Below are 19,424 nucleotides of genomic sequence, written 5' to 3'. Positions count from 1 at the left end.
CAATGATGTATTTCGCCCCGATAGAATTTTGCAACTTAGTTCTGTTTATCAATAGTTTATATTCAAAGATAAGATTTTGATATAATAATGTAAAGATATGAGCCCCGATAGAGCGGATATCCTTTTATGGTGGCGTTCACCATAAAAGATAGGAGCGAAAGCGGGACTGAACGTCTTGAAAAACCTGAAATCTTCTGCTCCTGAATAATTGATTGATTATCATTTGGTTTTATTTTGCCATTACAAATAAATGTATTAATTTTGCAGTCCTTTTGGCAAAGAAGAGTTTCCTTTAGGTATCAACTATTTATGTAAAACAACTTCTGTTTTTCTACTGCATTAAGAAACTCGAGAAATACAGAATACAAATTTTTTATCAGAGCATGTCTGAACAATTAAAATCACAAGAAGAGTTTTTAGCAAATTTTAACTGGCATAACTTCCAAGAAGGAATTGATGCAGTAGATGAGAAAAACTTACAAGAATTCGAAGAACTAGTTTCAAAAACTTTCATCGCTACAGATCAAGAAGAAGTAGTAGAAGGTGTAGTTGTTAGAATTACAGATAGAGACGTTATCGTTGATATCAACGCAAAATCGGAAGGTGTTATTTCTTTAAACGAATTCCGTTACAACCCAAACTTAAAAGTTGGTGACAAAGTAGAAGTATTAATCGACATCCGTGAGGATAAAACAGGTCAATTAGTATTATCTCACAGAAAAGCACGTACTATTAAATCATGGGATAGAGTTATTTCTGCAAACGAAACAGGAGAAATCGTTAATGGTTTTGTAAAATGCAGAACTAAAGGTGGTATGATCGTTGACGTTTTTGGAATTGAAGCTTTCTTACCTGGTTCTCAAATTGACGTTAAGCCAATTAGAGACTACGATGTATATGTAAATAAAATGATGGAATTCAAAGTGGTAAAAATTAACCACGAATTCAAAAACGTTGTTGTATCTCATAAAGCGCTTATCGAAGCTGATATCGAAGTACAGAAAAAAGAAATCATCGGTCAATTACAAAAAGGACAAGTATTAGAAGGTGTTGTTAAAAACATTACTTCTTATGGTGTGTTCATTGACTTAGGTGGTGTTGACGGATTAATTCACATTACTGACCTTTCTTGGAGCAGAATCAACCACCCAAGTGAAGTTCTTGAATTAGACCAAAAATTAAACGTTGTAATCCTTGATTTCGATGATGAGAAAACAAGAATTCAATTAGGATTGAAACAATTAAACGCTCACCCATGGGATGCTTTAGATGCTAATTTAACTATTGGTGATAAAGTAAAAGGTAAAGTAGTTGTAATCGCTGATTACGGTGCATTTATCGAAGTTGCTGAAGGTGTTGAAGGTTTAATCCACGTTTCTGAAATGTCATGGTCAACTCATTTACGTTCTGCTCAGGATTTCGTAAAAGTTGGAGATGTTGTTGAAGCTGTTATCTTGACTTTAGATAGAGATGACCGTAAAATGTCATTAGGTATCAAACAATTGACTCAAGATCCATGGACTGACATTACTTCTAAATACCCAGTAGGTTCTAAACATACAGGTATCGTTAGAAACTTTACAAACTTTGGTATTTTCGTAGAATTAGAAGAAGGAATTGATGGATTAATTTACATCTCTGACTTATCTTGGACTAAGAAAATCAAACACCCATCTGAATTTGTAAATGTTGGTGAGAAACTTGATGTAGTTGTATTAGAATTAGATGTTGAAGGACGTAAATTATCTTTAGGTCACAAACAAACTACTGCTAATCCTTGGGATCAATACGAAGATTCTTTCGCTGTAGGAACTATCCACAATGGTGAAATTTCTGAAATCGTTGACAAAGGAGCTACTGTAGAATTCGGAGATGATATCGTTGCTTTCATTCCTACTCGTCACCTTGAAAAAGAAGACGGAAAGAAATTGAAAAAAGGTGATACTGCTGATTTCAAAGTAATCGAATTCAACAAAGAATTCAAAAGAGTAGTTGCTTCTCACACTGCTATCTTCCGTGAAGAAGAAGAGAAAAATGTGAAAGCTGCAACTGAAAATACTTCATCTAACTCTACTACAAATGCACCAGCTGCAACTTTAGGAGATAACAATGATGTATTAGCTGCATTAAAAGCTAAAATGGAAAAAACTGAGAAAAAATAATTCTTAGTAGAGGCGCACAGCAGTGCGTCTCTACATTCCTATAGAAAATCCCACAGCAATGTGGGACTTTTTTTTGTTCTTTATTTTTAGTTTTAAGACATTTTAACAAATAAAGTTGTGTTATTGTCTTAAAAAGCTACTTTTGTAATAAAAATTCTATATATGAAGAAACTCTACTTTTTGGCTTTTGCTTTATGCTTTTTGAATACCTTGAATGCACAGATTATTAACATTCCCGACAATAATCTTAAAATGAAGTTGATATCATTAAATGTTGATACAAACTCTAATTTTCAAATTGAAACTTCTGAAGCACTAAATTTAAAATTTTTAAATATTAGTAATTCGAATATTAATTCTTTACAAGGATTAGAGAATTTTGCGAATCTTGAGTATTTGAACTGTAGCTCCAATCCAATATTTAATTCAATTGATTTTAACCTGCTTAAAAAGCTAACTTATTTAAACTATTCATATATACAAAGTACTACTTATTTTAATATTGATGGTTCAAATCTTACTACATTAATACTTGATGGATCTACAAATTTAAAACAACTTCTATGTACAGGTAATAAGAACCTAACATCATTAAGTATTAGCGGTGCAGTAAATATGACAGATCTCTGGTGTTCTAATAATAAGTTATCATCTCTAGATTTAAATGGGTTAACAGCTCTTAAAAATGTGCAATGTCAAGGTAATCAATTACAAACATTAGATGCAGGCAATTTAATCAATCTTAAAAGTTTAAGTTGTGGCGGAAATCTATTAAGCATACTAAACATTACCGGCTCAACAAGTTTAAATAGTTTATCTTGTCAAATGAATAAATTGCTTAAATTAAACGTAAGCGGTTTGATAAACTTAGTAAATTTAACATGTTTTTCAAATCAATTAATGGAATTAAACGTTAACGGACTAGTTAATCTTAAAGAGTTATACTGTGATGGAAATTACATTCCGTCGCTAAACTTAGAGGGTTTAGTTAATCTGGAGTGGTTAAATTGTACAGATAATCAATTAAAAACACTAACGGTAAATGGGTTGATAAATCTTAAGGGTATAAAATGTGGTTATAATCAATTAGGCACTTTAAATTTAAGCGGATTAACAAATCTTTTAAATCTTGAGTGTTATCATAACCAATTGAATACATTAGATTTAAGTGATTTAAATAAAATAGAACAATTTAGCTGCTATCAAAATGAGCTTACATCATTATTTATCAGAAACGGAAGCAATGAAGGAAAAACTTTAGACTTCTCGCAAAATCCTAATTTACAATATGTTTGTGCAGACGAGAGCCAGTTGGCAGATGTTCAAAACCTGATTACTAAATACGGTTATACTAATTGCAATTTAAATGCGTACTGCTCTTTTAAGCCAATTGGAACGTACTATACCATTCAGGGAATTAATAAATTTGACTTAAACAATAATGGTTGTGATGTTGCTGATTTAAGTCTTCCAAATTTAAAATTTAGTTTATCAGATGGAACTAATAATGCCAGCATAATAGCTGATGTAAATGGTGATTATTCAATTTACTTACCAGCTGGTTCACATACAATAACTCCGGTTCTGGAAAACGCATCTTATTTTAATGTTTCACCAACGGATTTCAATGTCACTTTTCCGGGACAAATAAGTCCGCTAGAACAAAATTTTTGCATAACTGCCAATGGTAACCATCCTGATTTAGAGGTTTCAATTTTACCAATTACCGCAGCTAGGCCAGGATTTGATTCTTCTTATAAAATTATTTATAAGAATAAAGGAAATACAACACAATCAGGTATTGTAAATTTAACTTTTGATGATGGTGTTTTAGATTTGGTTACCACAAATCCTGTAGCGACTCAAGCATTAAATAACTTATCGTGGAACTTTAGTAATCTAAAACCATTTGAATCTGCAGAAATTATTTTTACACTTAAAGTAAATACTCCAACAGCGGTTCCTCCAGTAAATAATGGAGATGTTTTATCGTTTAAAACATCTATAGTATCTGCCTTTACAGATGATACACCCTTAGATAATAATTTTACCTTAAATCAAACAGTTGTAGGTTCTTATGATCCAAACGATAAAACTTGTTTAGAAGGCTCAATTATTACATCTAGCCTTATAGGTGAGTATGTTCATTACATGATTCGTTTTGAAAACACTGGGACTTATCAAGCAGAAAATATTGTAGTAAAAGATATGATCGATTTAAGTAAATTTGATATTTCAACCTTACTTCCAACAAGTTCAAGTCATCCATTTATTACTAAAATCTCTGAAAATAATAAAGTAGAGTTTATTTTCGAAAACATTAATCTTCCTTTTGATGATACCAATAATGATGGTTATGTTGCTTTTAAAATTAAAACCAAACCGACACTTGTTGTTGGAGATTCATTCACCAACGATGCTAATATTTATTTTGATTATAATTTTCCAATCTTAACGAATAAAGCAATTTCAACTTTTAAAACTGTTAGTAATCTTGGGACTCAGGATTTCGAATTTTCAAATTATTTTACTTTGTATCCAAATCCGGCTAAAGATGTTTTAAATATTACTGCAACTCAAAGTGTAGAAATACAATCATTATCTATTTATGATATTTTAGGACAATTGATTATCGCTGTTCCAAACGCAAAATCAGCTTCTACTATTGATATTTCTAAACTTAGAACAGGTAATTACTTTGTAAAAGTGAAATCAGATAAAGGAAGTTCAAGTATGAAGTTTATCAAACAATAATAAATTCCTCTAAATAATAAGTCCCACAGCAATGTGGGACTTTTTTGTTTTTACGACATATAGGTTTGTTTCTAAAAAACATGCTTAGATTATTCTTTTACTTTCACAACAAGTGGATTATTAATCTTTTTAGCAAAAGAACTCAAATACGTTTCCCATTCTGTTTTGGTTTGAAACGGGCTTCCTTTTTTCCATCCAAAACCAACAAAATAGATTGCTTTATTGTCTTTTACTTTTAAGTTTCCATACAAATTACTTAAGTCTTTGTCATCAGTAAGATAATTATCAAAACTTGTTAAAGTGTTTTTTGGCGCAACTATACCGGTTCCTATTTCAGAATCATCAATTGGTTCCCAATGACTTAACCAGCCTTCTTTTATGTTTGTACCGATAGTTCCCTTTTTATCATGAAGTGTTAATCCCGCAGCTATTGTTTTTGTTCCTGTAATTGAAATTTCAAATCGGGATAAATAACTTCCATAATCCAGACTAATTAGTTTAGATTCGGTTATTTTATTTCCTTTTGCATCCCAATCGGCATAAGTTAGAATAAAACTGGTTCTAATTGGTCCTGTTGTAATAGTTTTCCAGCTAATGAAATTCTTAGAAAAGTAATATTTATTGTTAACTTTTACGGCTATTCCGCCAACGCCGCGGCTATTTCCAACATGAAAATTATCCAAACCTTCGCCAGTATCTTTATGATAAGTTCCTGTTCCGTTAGTGGCTTTTTCATACCATTTATTAATGATCGGATAATCGACTCTTTTTAGCCAGGCATCAATTCCGCTGGTCAGAGTTCCGCCTTCAATTTTATTCTCAACCATTTGTTGTGCTACAGGGCCATAAGTTCTAAAAGCAACCTTGTTGTTTTCCCAAGCATAATCGTCTGTTCTTTCGGGAACAAATCTCGAATAGCAAATACTATTTTTTGTTGCTTGTGTATTTTTTGCCATAACAATTTCAAAATCTTTTTGAGAAGAAGCATTTATTTTCGGCTGAAATAATAAAACATCCATTGTTCCGTCGCTATCGTTATCTACAGCTTGACTTTCGAGAAATAAATTACTATTTTTTTCCTTTACAGCAAATTCTTCCAATTTTGCAGAATCTGGTAATCTAAGTGATTTTTTTGTGAGTTCAACAGTTTCAAATTCCCTATCAATATTGAGAGAATTTATAACGGTTATAATTTTGTTTTGAGAATGAGCGACAAAATTACTTGCCAGAATTACGGTGAATAAAAGATATTTTTTCAATTTTTTGTGGTTTAATTTTCGTTAGAAAGTTTAGTGCTTTGAAATACTAATGACTTTCTAAAATTACAAATGAAACTTTAGATATAAATACATATTTGGTGTAAAAATGTACAAGATTTAATTGAGTGATTAATATAGATATCACTTTTTCTGTATTTAATCTATTGTATTGTAGTGTTTTGAGAGTTATTTATTACTTTTAGTGTATCAATTTAAATATTAGAAAAGATGAGAAAAAAATATTTGTTGATTACAATAATCCTCCTGAGTTTTCTAAAATTGTCTGCACAAGCTCAAACAGCTAAAAGTATTGACTACTGGAAAGAAAAGTTAAATTCAATAAATACTCAATTAGCAGATGCTTTTGTAAATAAAGACATCAATGTCATAATGAAATATTATGATGAAAATGAGCCAACCTGTATGCCTGAATATTATAAGGCAATATATTCAAAATTTGGTATAGCATATTACTATCAGCAATGGTTTGATAACGTTAAGATAAATTCGTATAAACGTACTATTTACGAAGTTTTGTTAATTAAAAATCACTTAGTAGAAATTGGAACTTTTACCAATAATTTTACTAAACCTGACAACACTTTATTTGTTTATGACGGAAAGTACATGAATGTATGGAGAATTGAGAAAGACGAGAATCTTACGCTTATATCAGAAATTTGGGGAGCCAACAGTGCAGTAGATAAATCTAATTTTTCATTCTTAAAACCGCAGGCCAGTACTATGCCAAAGCTCAAGGTAAAAAAATCTATATCTGATGAAGTAAACAAACGTAATAATCTTATTGCTAAGCTTGTAACAAAAAGAGAAGGAGAGAAACATGCTACAGAGTTGTTTACAAATGATGCCATATACATGACTTATGATACGCCAATGCTGGTAGGTATGGATAATATAAAACCTTATTTTGTTGAACATGAGAAACCAAATGGAGTATCAATTGATTTTTTAGAAATTAAAGCAAGCAAAATGATTGCTCTCGATAAATTTGTTATAGAATACGGCTATTATTATGTGGATGTTTCGTGGGACAAGAAAAAAGGAAAAGCAACTGTTACCGGAAAAAGCACAAATATCTGGAAAAGAGATGAAAATGGTGTTTTGATGCTATATCGACAAATGGTAAATCATGACTAAACAGAATCACTTTTGAAATAATATCAAATTGAACTTTTGCTAAATAAAAAGAAGTATCTTTAAGATTATAATATCAAAAAAATGAAACAAAGTGCCGGTTTATTACTCTACAAATTTATAGATGTAACGATTTACTTTTTATTAGTTCATCCTGGTGGCCCATTTTGGAAAAATAAGGATTTAGAAAGCTGGTCGATTCCAAAAGGAGAGTTTACAGATGATGAGGATGGATTGGTTGCCGCCCAGCGTGAGTTTCTCGAAGAAACAGGATTTGAAGTAGATGGCGATTTTATTAAACTGGAACCAGTAAAACTCAAATCAGGGAAAACAGTTTTTGCCTGGGCATTAGAATTTGATATTGACGTTACTTTAATAAAAAGTAATGAATTTGAAATTGAATGGCCGCCAAAATCAGGCAAACTTCAAAAATTCCCTGAAATTGACAGAGCCGAATGGTTCCAAACTGCAGAAGCCTTAAAGAAAATAAATCCCGCACAGGCAGACTTTATAGTTCAGATGGTATCTAAAATATCAGCTTCACTTTAATATTCAATAACTTTTTCAAAATTATTTTGTAATTTACATTCTTGTCAATTTGACGATTAAAATGTAAAAAATTAAATATGAATACTAAGTGTATAATTTTCGATTGTGATGGCGTTCTTGTTGATACCGAAAAAATTGGCAACGGAATTTTGCTTGCTATGGCCGCCGAACATGGTTTTGAAATGAAACTGGAAGACGCTTATCGCGATTTTAACGGTCGCAATTTAAAAGAATGTTTTCAGCATATAGAAACTGCAATCGACAAAAAACTTCCGGAGAGTTTTGAAAATGAATATCGTACCAAAAGTTTTGAAGCCTTTAGAACGCAGGTTAAACCGATGGAAGGTGTAGTTGAATTTATAGAAAAATTAAAAATCCCTTATTGTGTGGCTTCAAGCGGTCCGGTTGATAAAATCAGACTCAATCTTGAGGTTGCCGGATTATTGGATAAATTCGAAAATAGAATATTTAGTTCCTACCAAATTAATAGCTGGAAACCAGAACCCGGAATTTTTTTGCACGCAGCAAAAGAAATGGGTTTTGATGTAAAAGATTGTATTGTAGTCGAAGACAGCAAAGCAGGAGTAAAGGCAGGAAAAAGCGGTGGATTTAAAGTATATGGTTTTGCCAACGGGTATAACAATGAAGACTTGGCAAACGAAGGTGCAATTCTTTTTAATAGTTATGAAGAGTTAGAAAATCTTTTGAAATAGAGTTTCAAGCTGCGTAGTTCGTCTTTGCGAGGAACGAAGCAATCTCATTCGCCAAATCAAACTTTATTTATTTTTAGTGAGGTTACTTGGTTCCTCGCAATGACAATAGTGCGTTAAACCCGACAGGATTTTAAAAACCTGTCGGGTTTTGTGTTTATACTGCGTTAGCTTTGTCAAAGTTTAAAACTTTGACAAAGCTTTTACGAAACTTCATGTTCACGAGGTTTCGACTACGCCTGACAAGATTGTGTTTAGAAATTATCTTATTATCTAATTGCCCAATTATCTAATTAAACACATTATCAAATTATCTATTTCTAATGTAATTTGTTACAATAAAATAAAATTTTATATATTTGATTATATATAATTGTTTTTATAGCCCTGGAAATTATCAAATTATAATTTTTGAGAGCATTATAAAACGATTTTTTTTGCCTGAAAACAGCAATCCCAAGCTGTTGTTTTTAGGATTATGGTTTTCTCACGACCATAAAAAATAACCTACAGACAGAAACAAAATGACAAAATGTATAATTAGATTTTTAGTTGTATCGATCTTTTTTTTGCCTGCCATTATAAGTGCACAAATAAAAAAAATCGGGGTTCCGTTTATTACCAATTATAATCCAAAAACATACAAAGCAGCTTCAGAAAACTGGGATGTCTTGCAGGATTCCAAAGGAATGATGTTTTTTGCCAATCATTTTGGCATCATGCAATTTGATGGCGTGCGATGGAATATTGTCACACAGCCAGAAAATAAAAGTATGGTAAGGTCACTTGCAATCGATAAAAAGGATCGGATATATGTTGGGGCTCAATGCGATTTTGGCTATACTTTTCAGTTGCCAAACGGGCAATATAAGTATACTTCATTAGTAAAATTACTTCCGGTTTCGTCCCGAAATTTTGGTGATGTTCTGCATACTGTTGTTCGAAATAACGAAGTGATTTTTTTCTCAAACGAGAAAATATTTATTTATAAGAACAATAAAATCAAAGTAATACAATCTACTTCAAATTTTGATGAGTTTTTTAATGTTGATAATACTATTTATATTTTAGATAATGTAAAGGGTTTGTTGAAGTTAAAAGATGATGTTTTAATTCCCGTTGAAAATGGACAACAATTTTTGGGAATGAAAATTCGGAAAGCTTTTTCAACTAAAGACGGATTGATGCTGCTAACTCAAAAAGATGGTCTTTTTGTTTATAAAAATAATCAGATAAATCCTTTTGTTACAGAAGCTGATTATTTATTGAAACAACATCAAATTACAACCGCAATTTTGTTTCCCGATGGCTATTTCGGAATAGGAACACGACAATCGGGATTGATAGTTATTGACAGCGCCGGACATTTAATTCAGCACATTAATAAACAAATGGGGCTGCAAAATGAATATGTTACCAATCTTAAAACGGATAAAGAAGGCAATTTATGGGTCACTTTAAAAGAAGGCATTTCACTAATTCAGATTTCTTCGCCTTTGTCCAGAATATTAGATACATCAAGTTCGGAAACTAAAATATATTGCAGCCAGATTTATCAAAATAAATTATATATCGCGACGGATAACGGTTTGTTTTGGATGGATTGGCAGGCATATAAAAATGGAAAACGTGAAAGTACACATTTTCAACACATTTCAGGAATGTCTGAAAACGTGTGGAATGTTGGCGTTTTTGGCAAATCGCTATTGGCTTTTGAAAAAAACGGAATCTATGAAATCAAAGGTAATTCGGCTCAATTACTGGCAAAAACTGATGGTGCATGGCAAGGCATAAATATTCCTAATCGTCCTGATTTATTATTAGTTGGCGGTTATAACGGAATGCATTTGTTGAAAAAAATAAACGATTCCTGGGTTTATCAGCATAAAATTAAGGGCTTTGAGGAAAGCAGCAGGATAATTGTAACTGATAACGAAAGCATCTGGCTTGCTCATGGTTATAAAGGAATTTATAAAATTAAACTCAATAAAACATTTGATGCAGTTTCAGATCTTCAGTTTTACAATCAGGAAAGTGGTTTTCCTTCCAGTTTATTTTTGAATACTTTTAAAATTAACAATCAAATACTTTTCGGAACTACAAAAGGCATTTATAAACAAGACAAAACTTCAAAAAAAATGATTCCCGAGGCAGTTTTTAAAAAGTATTTGGGATTGGAAAATCATATTCGATTGCTTAAAGCAGATTATCAAAATAATATCTGGTATGTTTCCGGCGAAAATACCGGAAAAATGACCCGCCAGACCAATGGAAACTTTACTGTAGAAGAATTGCCTTTTAGAAAACTTCGATATTTATATGTTCCGGGTTTCGAAAACATTCAAACCACTACAAATGGCGATGTTTTTTTTGGTACACAGGATGGCTTAATTCATTACAACGCAACCAAAAATAAAAGTTATCAGGCAAAGTATAAAGCTGTTATTTCTGAGGTGAAATGTATTTTACCAAAAGATAGTCTGTTGTTTTCAAGTAGATATGATGTACTTCCTAATGATTTAAAATTGGATAAAAATGAACTTACTCCTGTTTTATCACATTCTAATAACGCTTTGCACTTTTCATTTGCTTCACTTTGTTATGATGAAGCCGATGCTACAAAGTACGAATATTGGCTGGAAGGTTTTGAAGAAAAATGGTCGGATTGGAGTTTGCAGACCGAAAAAGAGTATACCAATTTACCTGAAAACGAATATATTTTTCACGTAAGGGCAAAAAATATTTACGATGTTGTAAGTGATGAAGCTATTTTTAAATTTGAAATTTCACCGCCATGGTACAGAACAAGCTGGGCTTATATTTTGTATTTGCTGCTTTTTGGTGTTTTGATTTATGCGATTATCAAATATCAAAAAAATCTTGCCGAGCGCGATCGTGAACAATTGATTTTAAATCAGGAGAAAGAATTATTGCGAAACAGAGCAGAATTAAACGAACAAAAACTGGCATTAGAACAGGAAAACATGGCAATTATGCGCGAAAACCTCGAAGCGACCATTAATCTTAAAAATGCAAAAGTAGCTTCCAGTACGGTGAATCTTATCCATTTAAATGAAATTTTACTTTCGATAAAAGAACTTATCAGTCAGATTGATAAAAAGAATGACACCAATGTAAATTTCAGTTTATTGACCAAAATAAACCGATTGATTGATCACGAACTTCAGGGAGATCAGCATTGGAATGAATTTGAAGAAATTTTCAATCAGCTTCATGATAATTTTATGCAACGCCTGAAAACGAGTTTTCCTGAATTAACTCCCCGTGATATGCGTTTGTGTGCTTACCTGCGAATGAATTTCAATACCAAAGAAATTGCGCCGCTTTTAGGAATTTCCGTGAGAGGTGTTGAAGATACGAGATATCGCATACGCAAGAAATTACAGCTTTCGTCAGATGCGAATATTACGGAGTTTATTTTGAATTTTTAGTTTGATTTTTTGTCATTTCGAGGAACGAGAAATCACATAAAGTGAAGACACACAGTTCGTCGCTCTCTGGATGTGATTTCTCGTTCCTCGAAATGACAAACTAAACACAAAAACGAACTGCATTTCAAACCGGACAGGTTTTAAAACCTGTCCGGTTTAACGCATCCCGTTCTAAATTACAAAATAAGGACAGATTTATAATCTTTTTAATCATTTAATCTGTGGCAAATATTTCACTACGCATTCCTACAAAATAAATTCCAGTTCTTTCTCTCTAAAACCAAGGCCTGAGTAATTTTTAGTATCAGTAAAATCCTAAGTAGTTTTACGCTTTTTGAAAGCTGATTATTACATTTTTTTACAAACACCGTAGTCAAACCGTACCTCAAAATTGACATCTTGGATAGTTTATTTGTTAATATTGTCATCTTATTAATACAATATAGAACTGTTTTTTAAAAAACAGAAGATTTATTTTGTTAATAAGCTTTACTAATAAAAAACTAAAAAAAATGAAACAAAAAGACTTTTCTTTCGGCCGACCACCGGGAAGCAATTATTATTTTTTACTGAGGTGTATTATTCTGATACTATTTTTTCTTACACCTTTTTTAAAACTTCAGGCACAATGCAACACTTTAGTTTGGGCTGATGAGTTTAACGGAACCACAGTAGATTTAACAAAATGGCAAAGTATTTCCGGAAACGGCTGTCCTTCGCTTTGCGGATTTGGAAATGCAGAAGCGCAGCGTTATGATCCTAATCAGGCGACAATTGTTAAAGAAGGCACAGACAGTTATTTGAATATTCAGGCGAAATACGAGCCAAGTGCATCATTTCCGCAACAGCCCTATTCTTCGGCCAAATTAACGACTGAAGGAAAATATGCCATAAAGTACGGAAGAATCGAAGCCCGCATGAAGTTATCTAACGGAATGGGAGCGTGGCCTGCGTTTTGGATGTTGCCTGCAGGTACATCCAATTGGCCTTATACCGGCGAAATTGATATTATGGAAGCCAAGCACAGAAATCCAAAATCTGTAGACGGAACAATTCATTATGATGGCGGAGGCTATCATTTTACAGGAAGAAGTTATACATCACCAACAGATTTATCTAATGAATTTCACGTGTACGCTGTAGAATGGGGACCAAATATTATAAAATGGTTTATTGATGGCAATTTATTTCATACCGCAACGCCACAAACAACAGTAAACGGAGGCTGGCCTTTTAATGAGCAGCAGTTTTATATTATTTTAAATCTGGCTGTTGGTAGTTTAGGAACGCCTTATACAAGTGTAAATGGTGCAGGAGTTGAACCAATTCCGGCAGATTTTCCGGCAAAATTACAAGTAGATTATGTTCGTGTTTACAGCGGAAGTTTTAATTACGGCGTAGTGGGTGATGCAAAAGTGTACCAAAACGAAACCAATAAAACGTATTCTCTAAACGCAATTGCCGGTGCCACGTACAACTGGACAGTTCCTGCGGGCGCCAGTATTACATCGGGACAAGGAACAAACACTATTACGGTTAACTGGGGAACATCCGGAGGAGATGTTTCTGTAGCTACAACAGTTTCCGGATGTACTGCAAATACTTATAAACTGGCTGTAGCAACAGAAGCAGTTTTGCCGGTAGAAAAAATCCACGAAGATTTTCAGGCAAATCGAAATATAGTGTATGGTCTTAAAACAGGAGTTTTAACAGAAGCCACAGCAAACCCATCGGCAACAGGAATAAATACTTCTGCTTTGGTGGGGAAATATGTTCGCAACTCATCTGAATTATATGATGTTATGAATATTAAAAACGTCGTAATCAGCAATGCAAATGATTATGTCTACGGAAGAAAAAGAATGTCTTTTGATATTTATACATCTGCACCGGTTGGTACAAAAATCTCCATGCAATTAGAGAATAGCCTTGTAACAACAGCAACCAATTTTCCGTCAGGAAGACACAGCGGTTACAAAGCAACAACAACAGTACAAAACAAATGGGAAACAATCGAATTTGAATTCGAAAAAGTTATCGATCCCAACACAAGTGCGTTGACAATCAATACTGTAGTTTTTCTTTTTGAGTCTAATTCAAATTCTGGAGCCACGTATTATTTTGATAATCTATTGACAAAAGCAGCTCCGGAAAAGCCAATTATTGCGACAGATGTTTTGCAAAACTACGACGGCATCAATAAAATCATTAAAGGAACTACAACAGGAACTTATTCTGTAGTAGCAAATCCGGGGTCAAATTCAGTTAACGCTTCCGCGAATGTGGCGCGTTATGTTCGAAATGTAACCGAACAATACGACGTTTTATTTTTCAATACACAAAGCACGATTGAAGATGCCGGTTTATTGAAAAATCAGACCAATAAAATCATGATTGATGTTTATACTTCGGCACCAATTGGTACAGTTGTAAGTTTGAATTTAGAGAATAGCGCAACATCGCTTCCGGCTAATTTTCCAACAGGAAGAAACAGTAACTATGTAGCGATCACGACGAAACAAAATCAATGGGAAACGCTGACTTTCTATTACAATTCAAGTCCTGATGCAGGAACCTCAAATCTGGCAGTCAACCAAATGGTATTGTTATTTAATTCAGGTTCTTACACAAGCGATACCTATTATTTTGATAATATCAGAATTGGTTCAACCAAATTACCGGATACTTTTACGCCAGGCGTTGTTTATGAAGATTATCAAAACACACACAATATTACGTTTAGAGATGCCATCGGAACTTATACCGCAAACACGGCAAATCCAAACGCAAGTGGCATTAATACCTCTTCAAACGTTGGGCGATATGTTAGAAAATCAACTGAATTGTATGATAATTTTTCGTTCAATACGACTTTAACCAATATTGGAGATTTCAAATCAGGAACTAAAAAGTTCGCAATGGATGTGTATACTTCTGCGCCAGTTGGATCTATAATTTCGTGGCAGGCAGAAAGCAGCGCTTCGATTCCATCCAATTATCCTGCGGGAAGACATAGTATTTATCAAGGTGTTGTAAAACAAAGTAATGCCTGGCATACCGTAACATTTACCTATGCGAGTGCTCCCGATGCTTCAACATTAGACAGCGATGTAAATCGTTTTGTGTTCTTATTTGAACCTGGAACAAGTTCAGGAAACACTTATTATTTTGATAATTTAAGAGCTTTAAATTTAGTTTCTACAGAAAATCCTCCAACAACTTTACCTGCTCCATGGGTAAGTGCAGATTTAGGTGCAGTAACTCCTGCGGGAGAAGCAACACACGCTAACGGAACTTTCACCATAAAAGGTTCAGGAACTGATATTTGGGAAACCAGCGATCAGTTTCAATATGTATATCAACCGATAACTGGTGATGCCGAGATTATAGCCAGAGTAAATTCATTGACCAATACCAATACGTATGCAAAAGCGGGAGTAATGTTTAGAGAAACGCTTACGCCAACTTCTAAACATGCTATGACCACTATTACGGCTGCGGCAGGAGTAGAATTTTTATCAAGAGACGCAGTTTCAGTAGCAACAATTCAGCAGGGAGCAGCGGGAACTTTTCCTAAATGGCTTCGTACTGTTCGTTCAGGAAATGTATTTACGTCTTACACATCCGATAACGGAACAACCTGGACGCAAATTGGTACAGCAAGAACAATTGCTATGGCTAACACGATTTATGTGGGAATGGCAGTAACTTCTCATGCAAATGGAACTTTGACAACCGGAGTTTTCAGCGACGTAATTGTTCGAAATATTACACCTCCAAACAACAATGTCAATTTAGCTTTGGGGAAAATCGCAACAGCTTCAACAGAGGAAAATGCGACTTATTCTTCGGCGAAAGCCACAGACGGTGACGCAACAACCACAAGATGGGCGAGTAGTTTTGCCAATGCAAGCGAATGGATTTATGTTGATTTAGGATCTAATTACAACATTAATCGTGTGGTTTTAAAATGGGAAGCTGCTTTTGCAACCCAATATAAAATACAACTTTCTACAGATAATGTTTTCACAGAAAATGAAACCATAAATACTCAAACAGCAAGTGATGGCGCAACAGATGATTTAGCGGTAAGTGGAACAGGAAGATATTTAAGAATTTTATGTACTACAAAAGCACTGGCTCCGTACGGATATTCATTGTTTGAAATTGAAGCTTACGGATCTGCATCATCAGCTAAAATAGCAAATGTTGTGGAGGAAGCCGAAGTTGCCAATGCCGATTTTGTAATGTATCCAAATCCTGCAAGCAGTTACATCCAGGTTTCATTACCTGAAAAATTAGATCACAAAGTGGTTACCATTTATGATAATTCGGGAACAGCTTTAATACAAGCAAAAGTGGATGCTGATGCACACGAAAGCGTAATTGATATTAGCAGATTAACAAGAGGAATTTACATTCTGAATATTAAATCAGATCAAAAAAGCTGGACTAAAAAGCTGATTAAGCAATAATTATAATCCGTTGGGTGTAAAGTGATTTTAAAGAATATTCCCTGATCAAACCGGAATTTAAATTTAAAGGATAGCACCAAACAATACACCTGACGGACATAATTTTTTGATTTGAAAACTATTTAAGTAACCCCAAAATAATTTAGATATGAATAGAATTAAACTTAGAATTCCATTTTTGACAGCACTACTACTAGTGTTTTCAAATTTGATGTATGGCCAGGGAGCCATACCTTTTACAATTACCAATAGTTCAACCTTTAACGACAACGAATTGTACGTTGCCATTGTAGGTATCGATTATACAACCGGAAACCACGTTTGGGTCAATGCCAAAACGAGTCAGGTTTTGCCCATGAGTCCGTCTTATAATACCGTTACAGGACCCACAATTGGCGGAAACACCGGACCGGGACAAAACTCAAAATACGCAGCTTGTTTTACCAAGTTAAGCGAAATTCCAAATAAAACTTTTACATTGCCCTTAATCGCGGGCTGTAGAGTTTTTATTGCCAAAGGGCAGCAATTGTATTTCTACTTTTTTGGTGCCAATAGTGCGCCATCAGGATATACTTCGCCAAACCCTTTGAATGTTACAGATCCAAATCAGGGAATTTTATATGAAATCATCGAATTGACGAATAACCAATACGGTTTCTTCGGAAATCCTTCAAGAGTAGATTCGTATAAATACCCAATGGGATTAGAATTATTTGGTGCAAACGGATATCAGAAAAAAGTGGGTGAATTAAAAAAACACGCTGATATCGTGGCGGCTTTTAAAGCCAATGTTCCATCAGAATTTCAGGGATGTGTAAATGATGCCACGGGAGAAATTACAGCACCTTCAAAAACACCTGCTTTTGCAGACGGAACCGGAGGAACTTCTGTAGGACCTCAGGCCAATTATTTAAAATCTTATATTGATGCCATTTGGAACAAATATAAAAATGAAGATTTAATTTTTTACGCCGGAGATGCCGGAGTTTTCAAAGGAAGAGTTATTGGTGAACAACTGGAAATGGTTGGGCAATCAGGAGGTTTTGTTGGCCGAACAGGACGTGTTCAAAATCGCCCAACAACTCAGGAAGCCCTTGAAGGAAAAGGTGTTCTGGACAGAAGACTGGTTGACGGAGATTTAGATTTAGTAATTCAGGCACAATTAACGGCGGCAATAAACAGACATGTTGTAAATACGACTACGCCAAATCCGGGTCAGCAAAACTGGTACGATGCATCGAAATTTTATCAGGTAAACCCAACCAATCATTATTCTAAATTTTGGCATTTACCAGGTATTAGCATTGATAATTTGGCTTACGGTTTTGCTTATGATGATGTTGCCGATCAGTCGCCATCGCTTCATACGCCGCAGCCAACAAAAGTAATTGCTGTTTTTGGAGGATATGCCGGAACAGTTCCTTCGGTTCCTGCAACAACAGATGTGATTACGGTTTATAAAGATTGTAATTACGCAGGTTTTTCAGGCGGATTAACTATTGGAGATTACAACTTGGCGCGTTTAAATACTTTGGGTATTTTAAACGATGATATTTCTTCGCTTAAAGTAGCAAAAGGATTTCAGGCAATTTTGTATCAGGATGATAATTTTACAGGAACTTCAACGGTCATTAATTCTGATAATACATGTTTGAACACAACATGGAATGACAAAGTAACTTCGATCAGAATTCTGGCAAACGGAGTTACCACTTTAGGAAATCAAACTTTCTATCTTCAAAACAGAAACAGTAACCTAAATATGGATGTTTGGAATGCAAGTACAGCAAATGCTGCAAATGTGGCGCAGGGAACTCCAAATTCTGCAAACAACCAAAAGTTCACTTTCACACATTTAGGCGATGGATTGTATAAAATTATTGCCAACCACAGCGGACAATCTTTAGATGTAAATAATTTTAATAAAGATAATGGTGCCAATGTAGAGCAATATCCATACAATGCTACACCAAATCAACAATTTGTATTGGTGTCTACAGGCGACGGATTTTATAAAATTGTAGCCAGACACAGCGGTAAACTTATAGAAGTTGCAGGTGCAAGTACTACAAATGGTGCCAATGTACAGCAATGGCAGGATAACGGACAAACTTGTGCACAATGGAAACTGGTTCCGGCAACAAGTTCTCAAACTTCTGTTTTAATTCAGGCCGAAGATTACTCAGCCATGAGCGGAATTCAGGTGGAAGCAACTACAGATACCGGAGGAGGTTCGAATGTTGGTTACACAGAAACCGGAGACTGGTTGGCGTATAATAGCATTAATTTTCCAACAACAGGTTCTTATTTAATCGAATATCGTGTTGCAAGTGATGTTACAGGCGGAAGATTATCTTCTGATTTAAATGGCGGAACTATTGTTTTAGGTAATGTTGATATTCCGAATACAGGAGGATGGCAAAACTGGCAAACGGTTTCTCAAACAGTAAATGTAAATGCAGGAACATACAATTTCGGAATTTACATTCAAAATACTGGAATGAACATCAACTGGATTAAAATTACAAAAGTGGGTGCCGGTTTAGCTGCAAAAACACTTTCGACAGAAACAATTGAAGAAGATTCAGATGCGGCATTAAACGTTTATCCAAGTCCGGCAGAAAACACACTTTATTTTACAACTGCCGTAAGCAGTGAAAATGTAAGTATTGTAGATGCTCAAAGCGGAAATACAGTTTCTAAGCAAAAAGTAAACAATAATAGTGTAGATGTTTCTCAGCTTAAAAAAGGAATTTACCTGATTGTTTTAGAAAAAGATGGACAAAGAACGATAAAACGTTTTATCAAGAAATAAAAGATTTCAGATTTTAGAATTTAGATTTTAGATTCCAACCAATCTAAAATTTAAATTCTAAAATCTACCATTAAATATCCCCCATATTTATTA

General features: G+C 34.0%; 9 protein-coding genes. 8 read left to right on the top strand and 1 reads right to left on the bottom strand.

The features are described from left to right. The first annotated feature begins 383 nt into the window (after positions 1–383). Positions 384–2,162, top strand: coding sequence for a 30S ribosomal protein S1 (gene rpsA, locus SD960_RS12120; protein WP_029270489.1), 1,779 nt, complete (start codon positions 384–386; stop codon positions 2,160–2,162). A gap of 162 nt (positions 2,163–2,324) precedes the next feature. Continuing rightward, entirely contained in the window at positions 2,325–4,916 is a 2,592-nt protein-coding gene (locus SD960_RS12115; RefSeq protein ID WP_318803399.1) for a T9SS type A sorting domain-containing protein, read from the top strand. 89 nt (positions 4,917–5,005) lie between these two features. Here SD960_RS12115 and SD960_RS12110 read toward each other — a convergent pair whose 3' ends face one another. Then, positions 5,006–6,175: a DUF4861 family protein gene (locus SD960_RS12110; RefSeq protein WP_318803396.1), complete on the bottom strand. Its 1,170-nt coding sequence runs from the start codon at positions 6,173–6,175 to the stop codon at positions 5,006–5,008. Between the two features lie 228 nt (positions 6,176–6,403). Between SD960_RS12110 and SD960_RS12105 the strand changes: the two genes are divergently transcribed. The 6 genes from SD960_RS12105 (at position 6,404) to SD960_RS12080 (ending at position 19,331) form a co-directional block, all read left to right on the top strand. Beyond that, the gene (locus tag SD960_RS12105) at positions 6,404–7,333 is read left to right on the top strand and encodes a hypothetical protein (RefSeq protein WP_318803395.1); all 930 of its coding nucleotides are present in this window, start codon (positions 6,404–6,406) and stop codon (positions 7,331–7,333) included. Positions 7,334–7,414: 81 nt separating this feature from the next. Continuing rightward, positions 7,415–7,879 (top strand): NUDIX hydrolase, encoded by a 465-nt coding sequence (locus SD960_RS12100; protein ID WP_318803394.1) that lies wholly within the window; start codon positions 7,415–7,417, stop codon positions 7,877–7,879. A 77-nt stretch (positions 7,880–7,956) separates the two neighbouring features. Continuing rightward, positions 7,957–8,592, top strand: coding sequence for an HAD family hydrolase (locus tag SD960_RS12095; RefSeq protein WP_318803392.1), 636 nt, complete (start codon positions 7,957–7,959; stop codon positions 8,590–8,592). 521 nt (positions 8,593–9,113) lie between these two features. Next, positions 9,114–12,041 (top strand): triple tyrosine motif-containing protein, encoded by a 2,928-nt coding sequence (locus SD960_RS12090; protein ID WP_318803390.1) that lies wholly within the window; start codon positions 9,114–9,116, stop codon positions 12,039–12,041. Positions 12,042–12,553: 512 nt separating this feature from the next. After that, entirely contained in the window at positions 12,554–16,516 is a 3,963-nt protein-coding gene (locus SD960_RS12085) for a family 16 glycosylhydrolase (RefSeq protein WP_318803389.1), read from the top strand. A 148-nt stretch (positions 16,517–16,664) separates the two neighbouring features. Continuing rightward, positions 16,665–19,331, top strand: coding sequence for a beta-1,3-glucanase family protein (locus SD960_RS12080; RefSeq protein ID WP_318803386.1), 2,667 nt, complete (start codon positions 16,665–16,667; stop codon positions 19,329–19,331). The last annotated feature ends 93 nt before the right edge of the window (positions 19,332–19,424 follow it).

It is taken from the genome of Flavobacterium sp. MMLR14_040, assembly GCF_033657265.1.
GTDB lineage: Bacteria > Bacteroidota > Bacteroidia > Flavobacteriales > Flavobacteriaceae > Flavobacterium.
The sequence above is the reverse complement of the archived record's forward strand: the minus strand, read 5'-3'. Positions and strand labels throughout refer to the sequence as shown.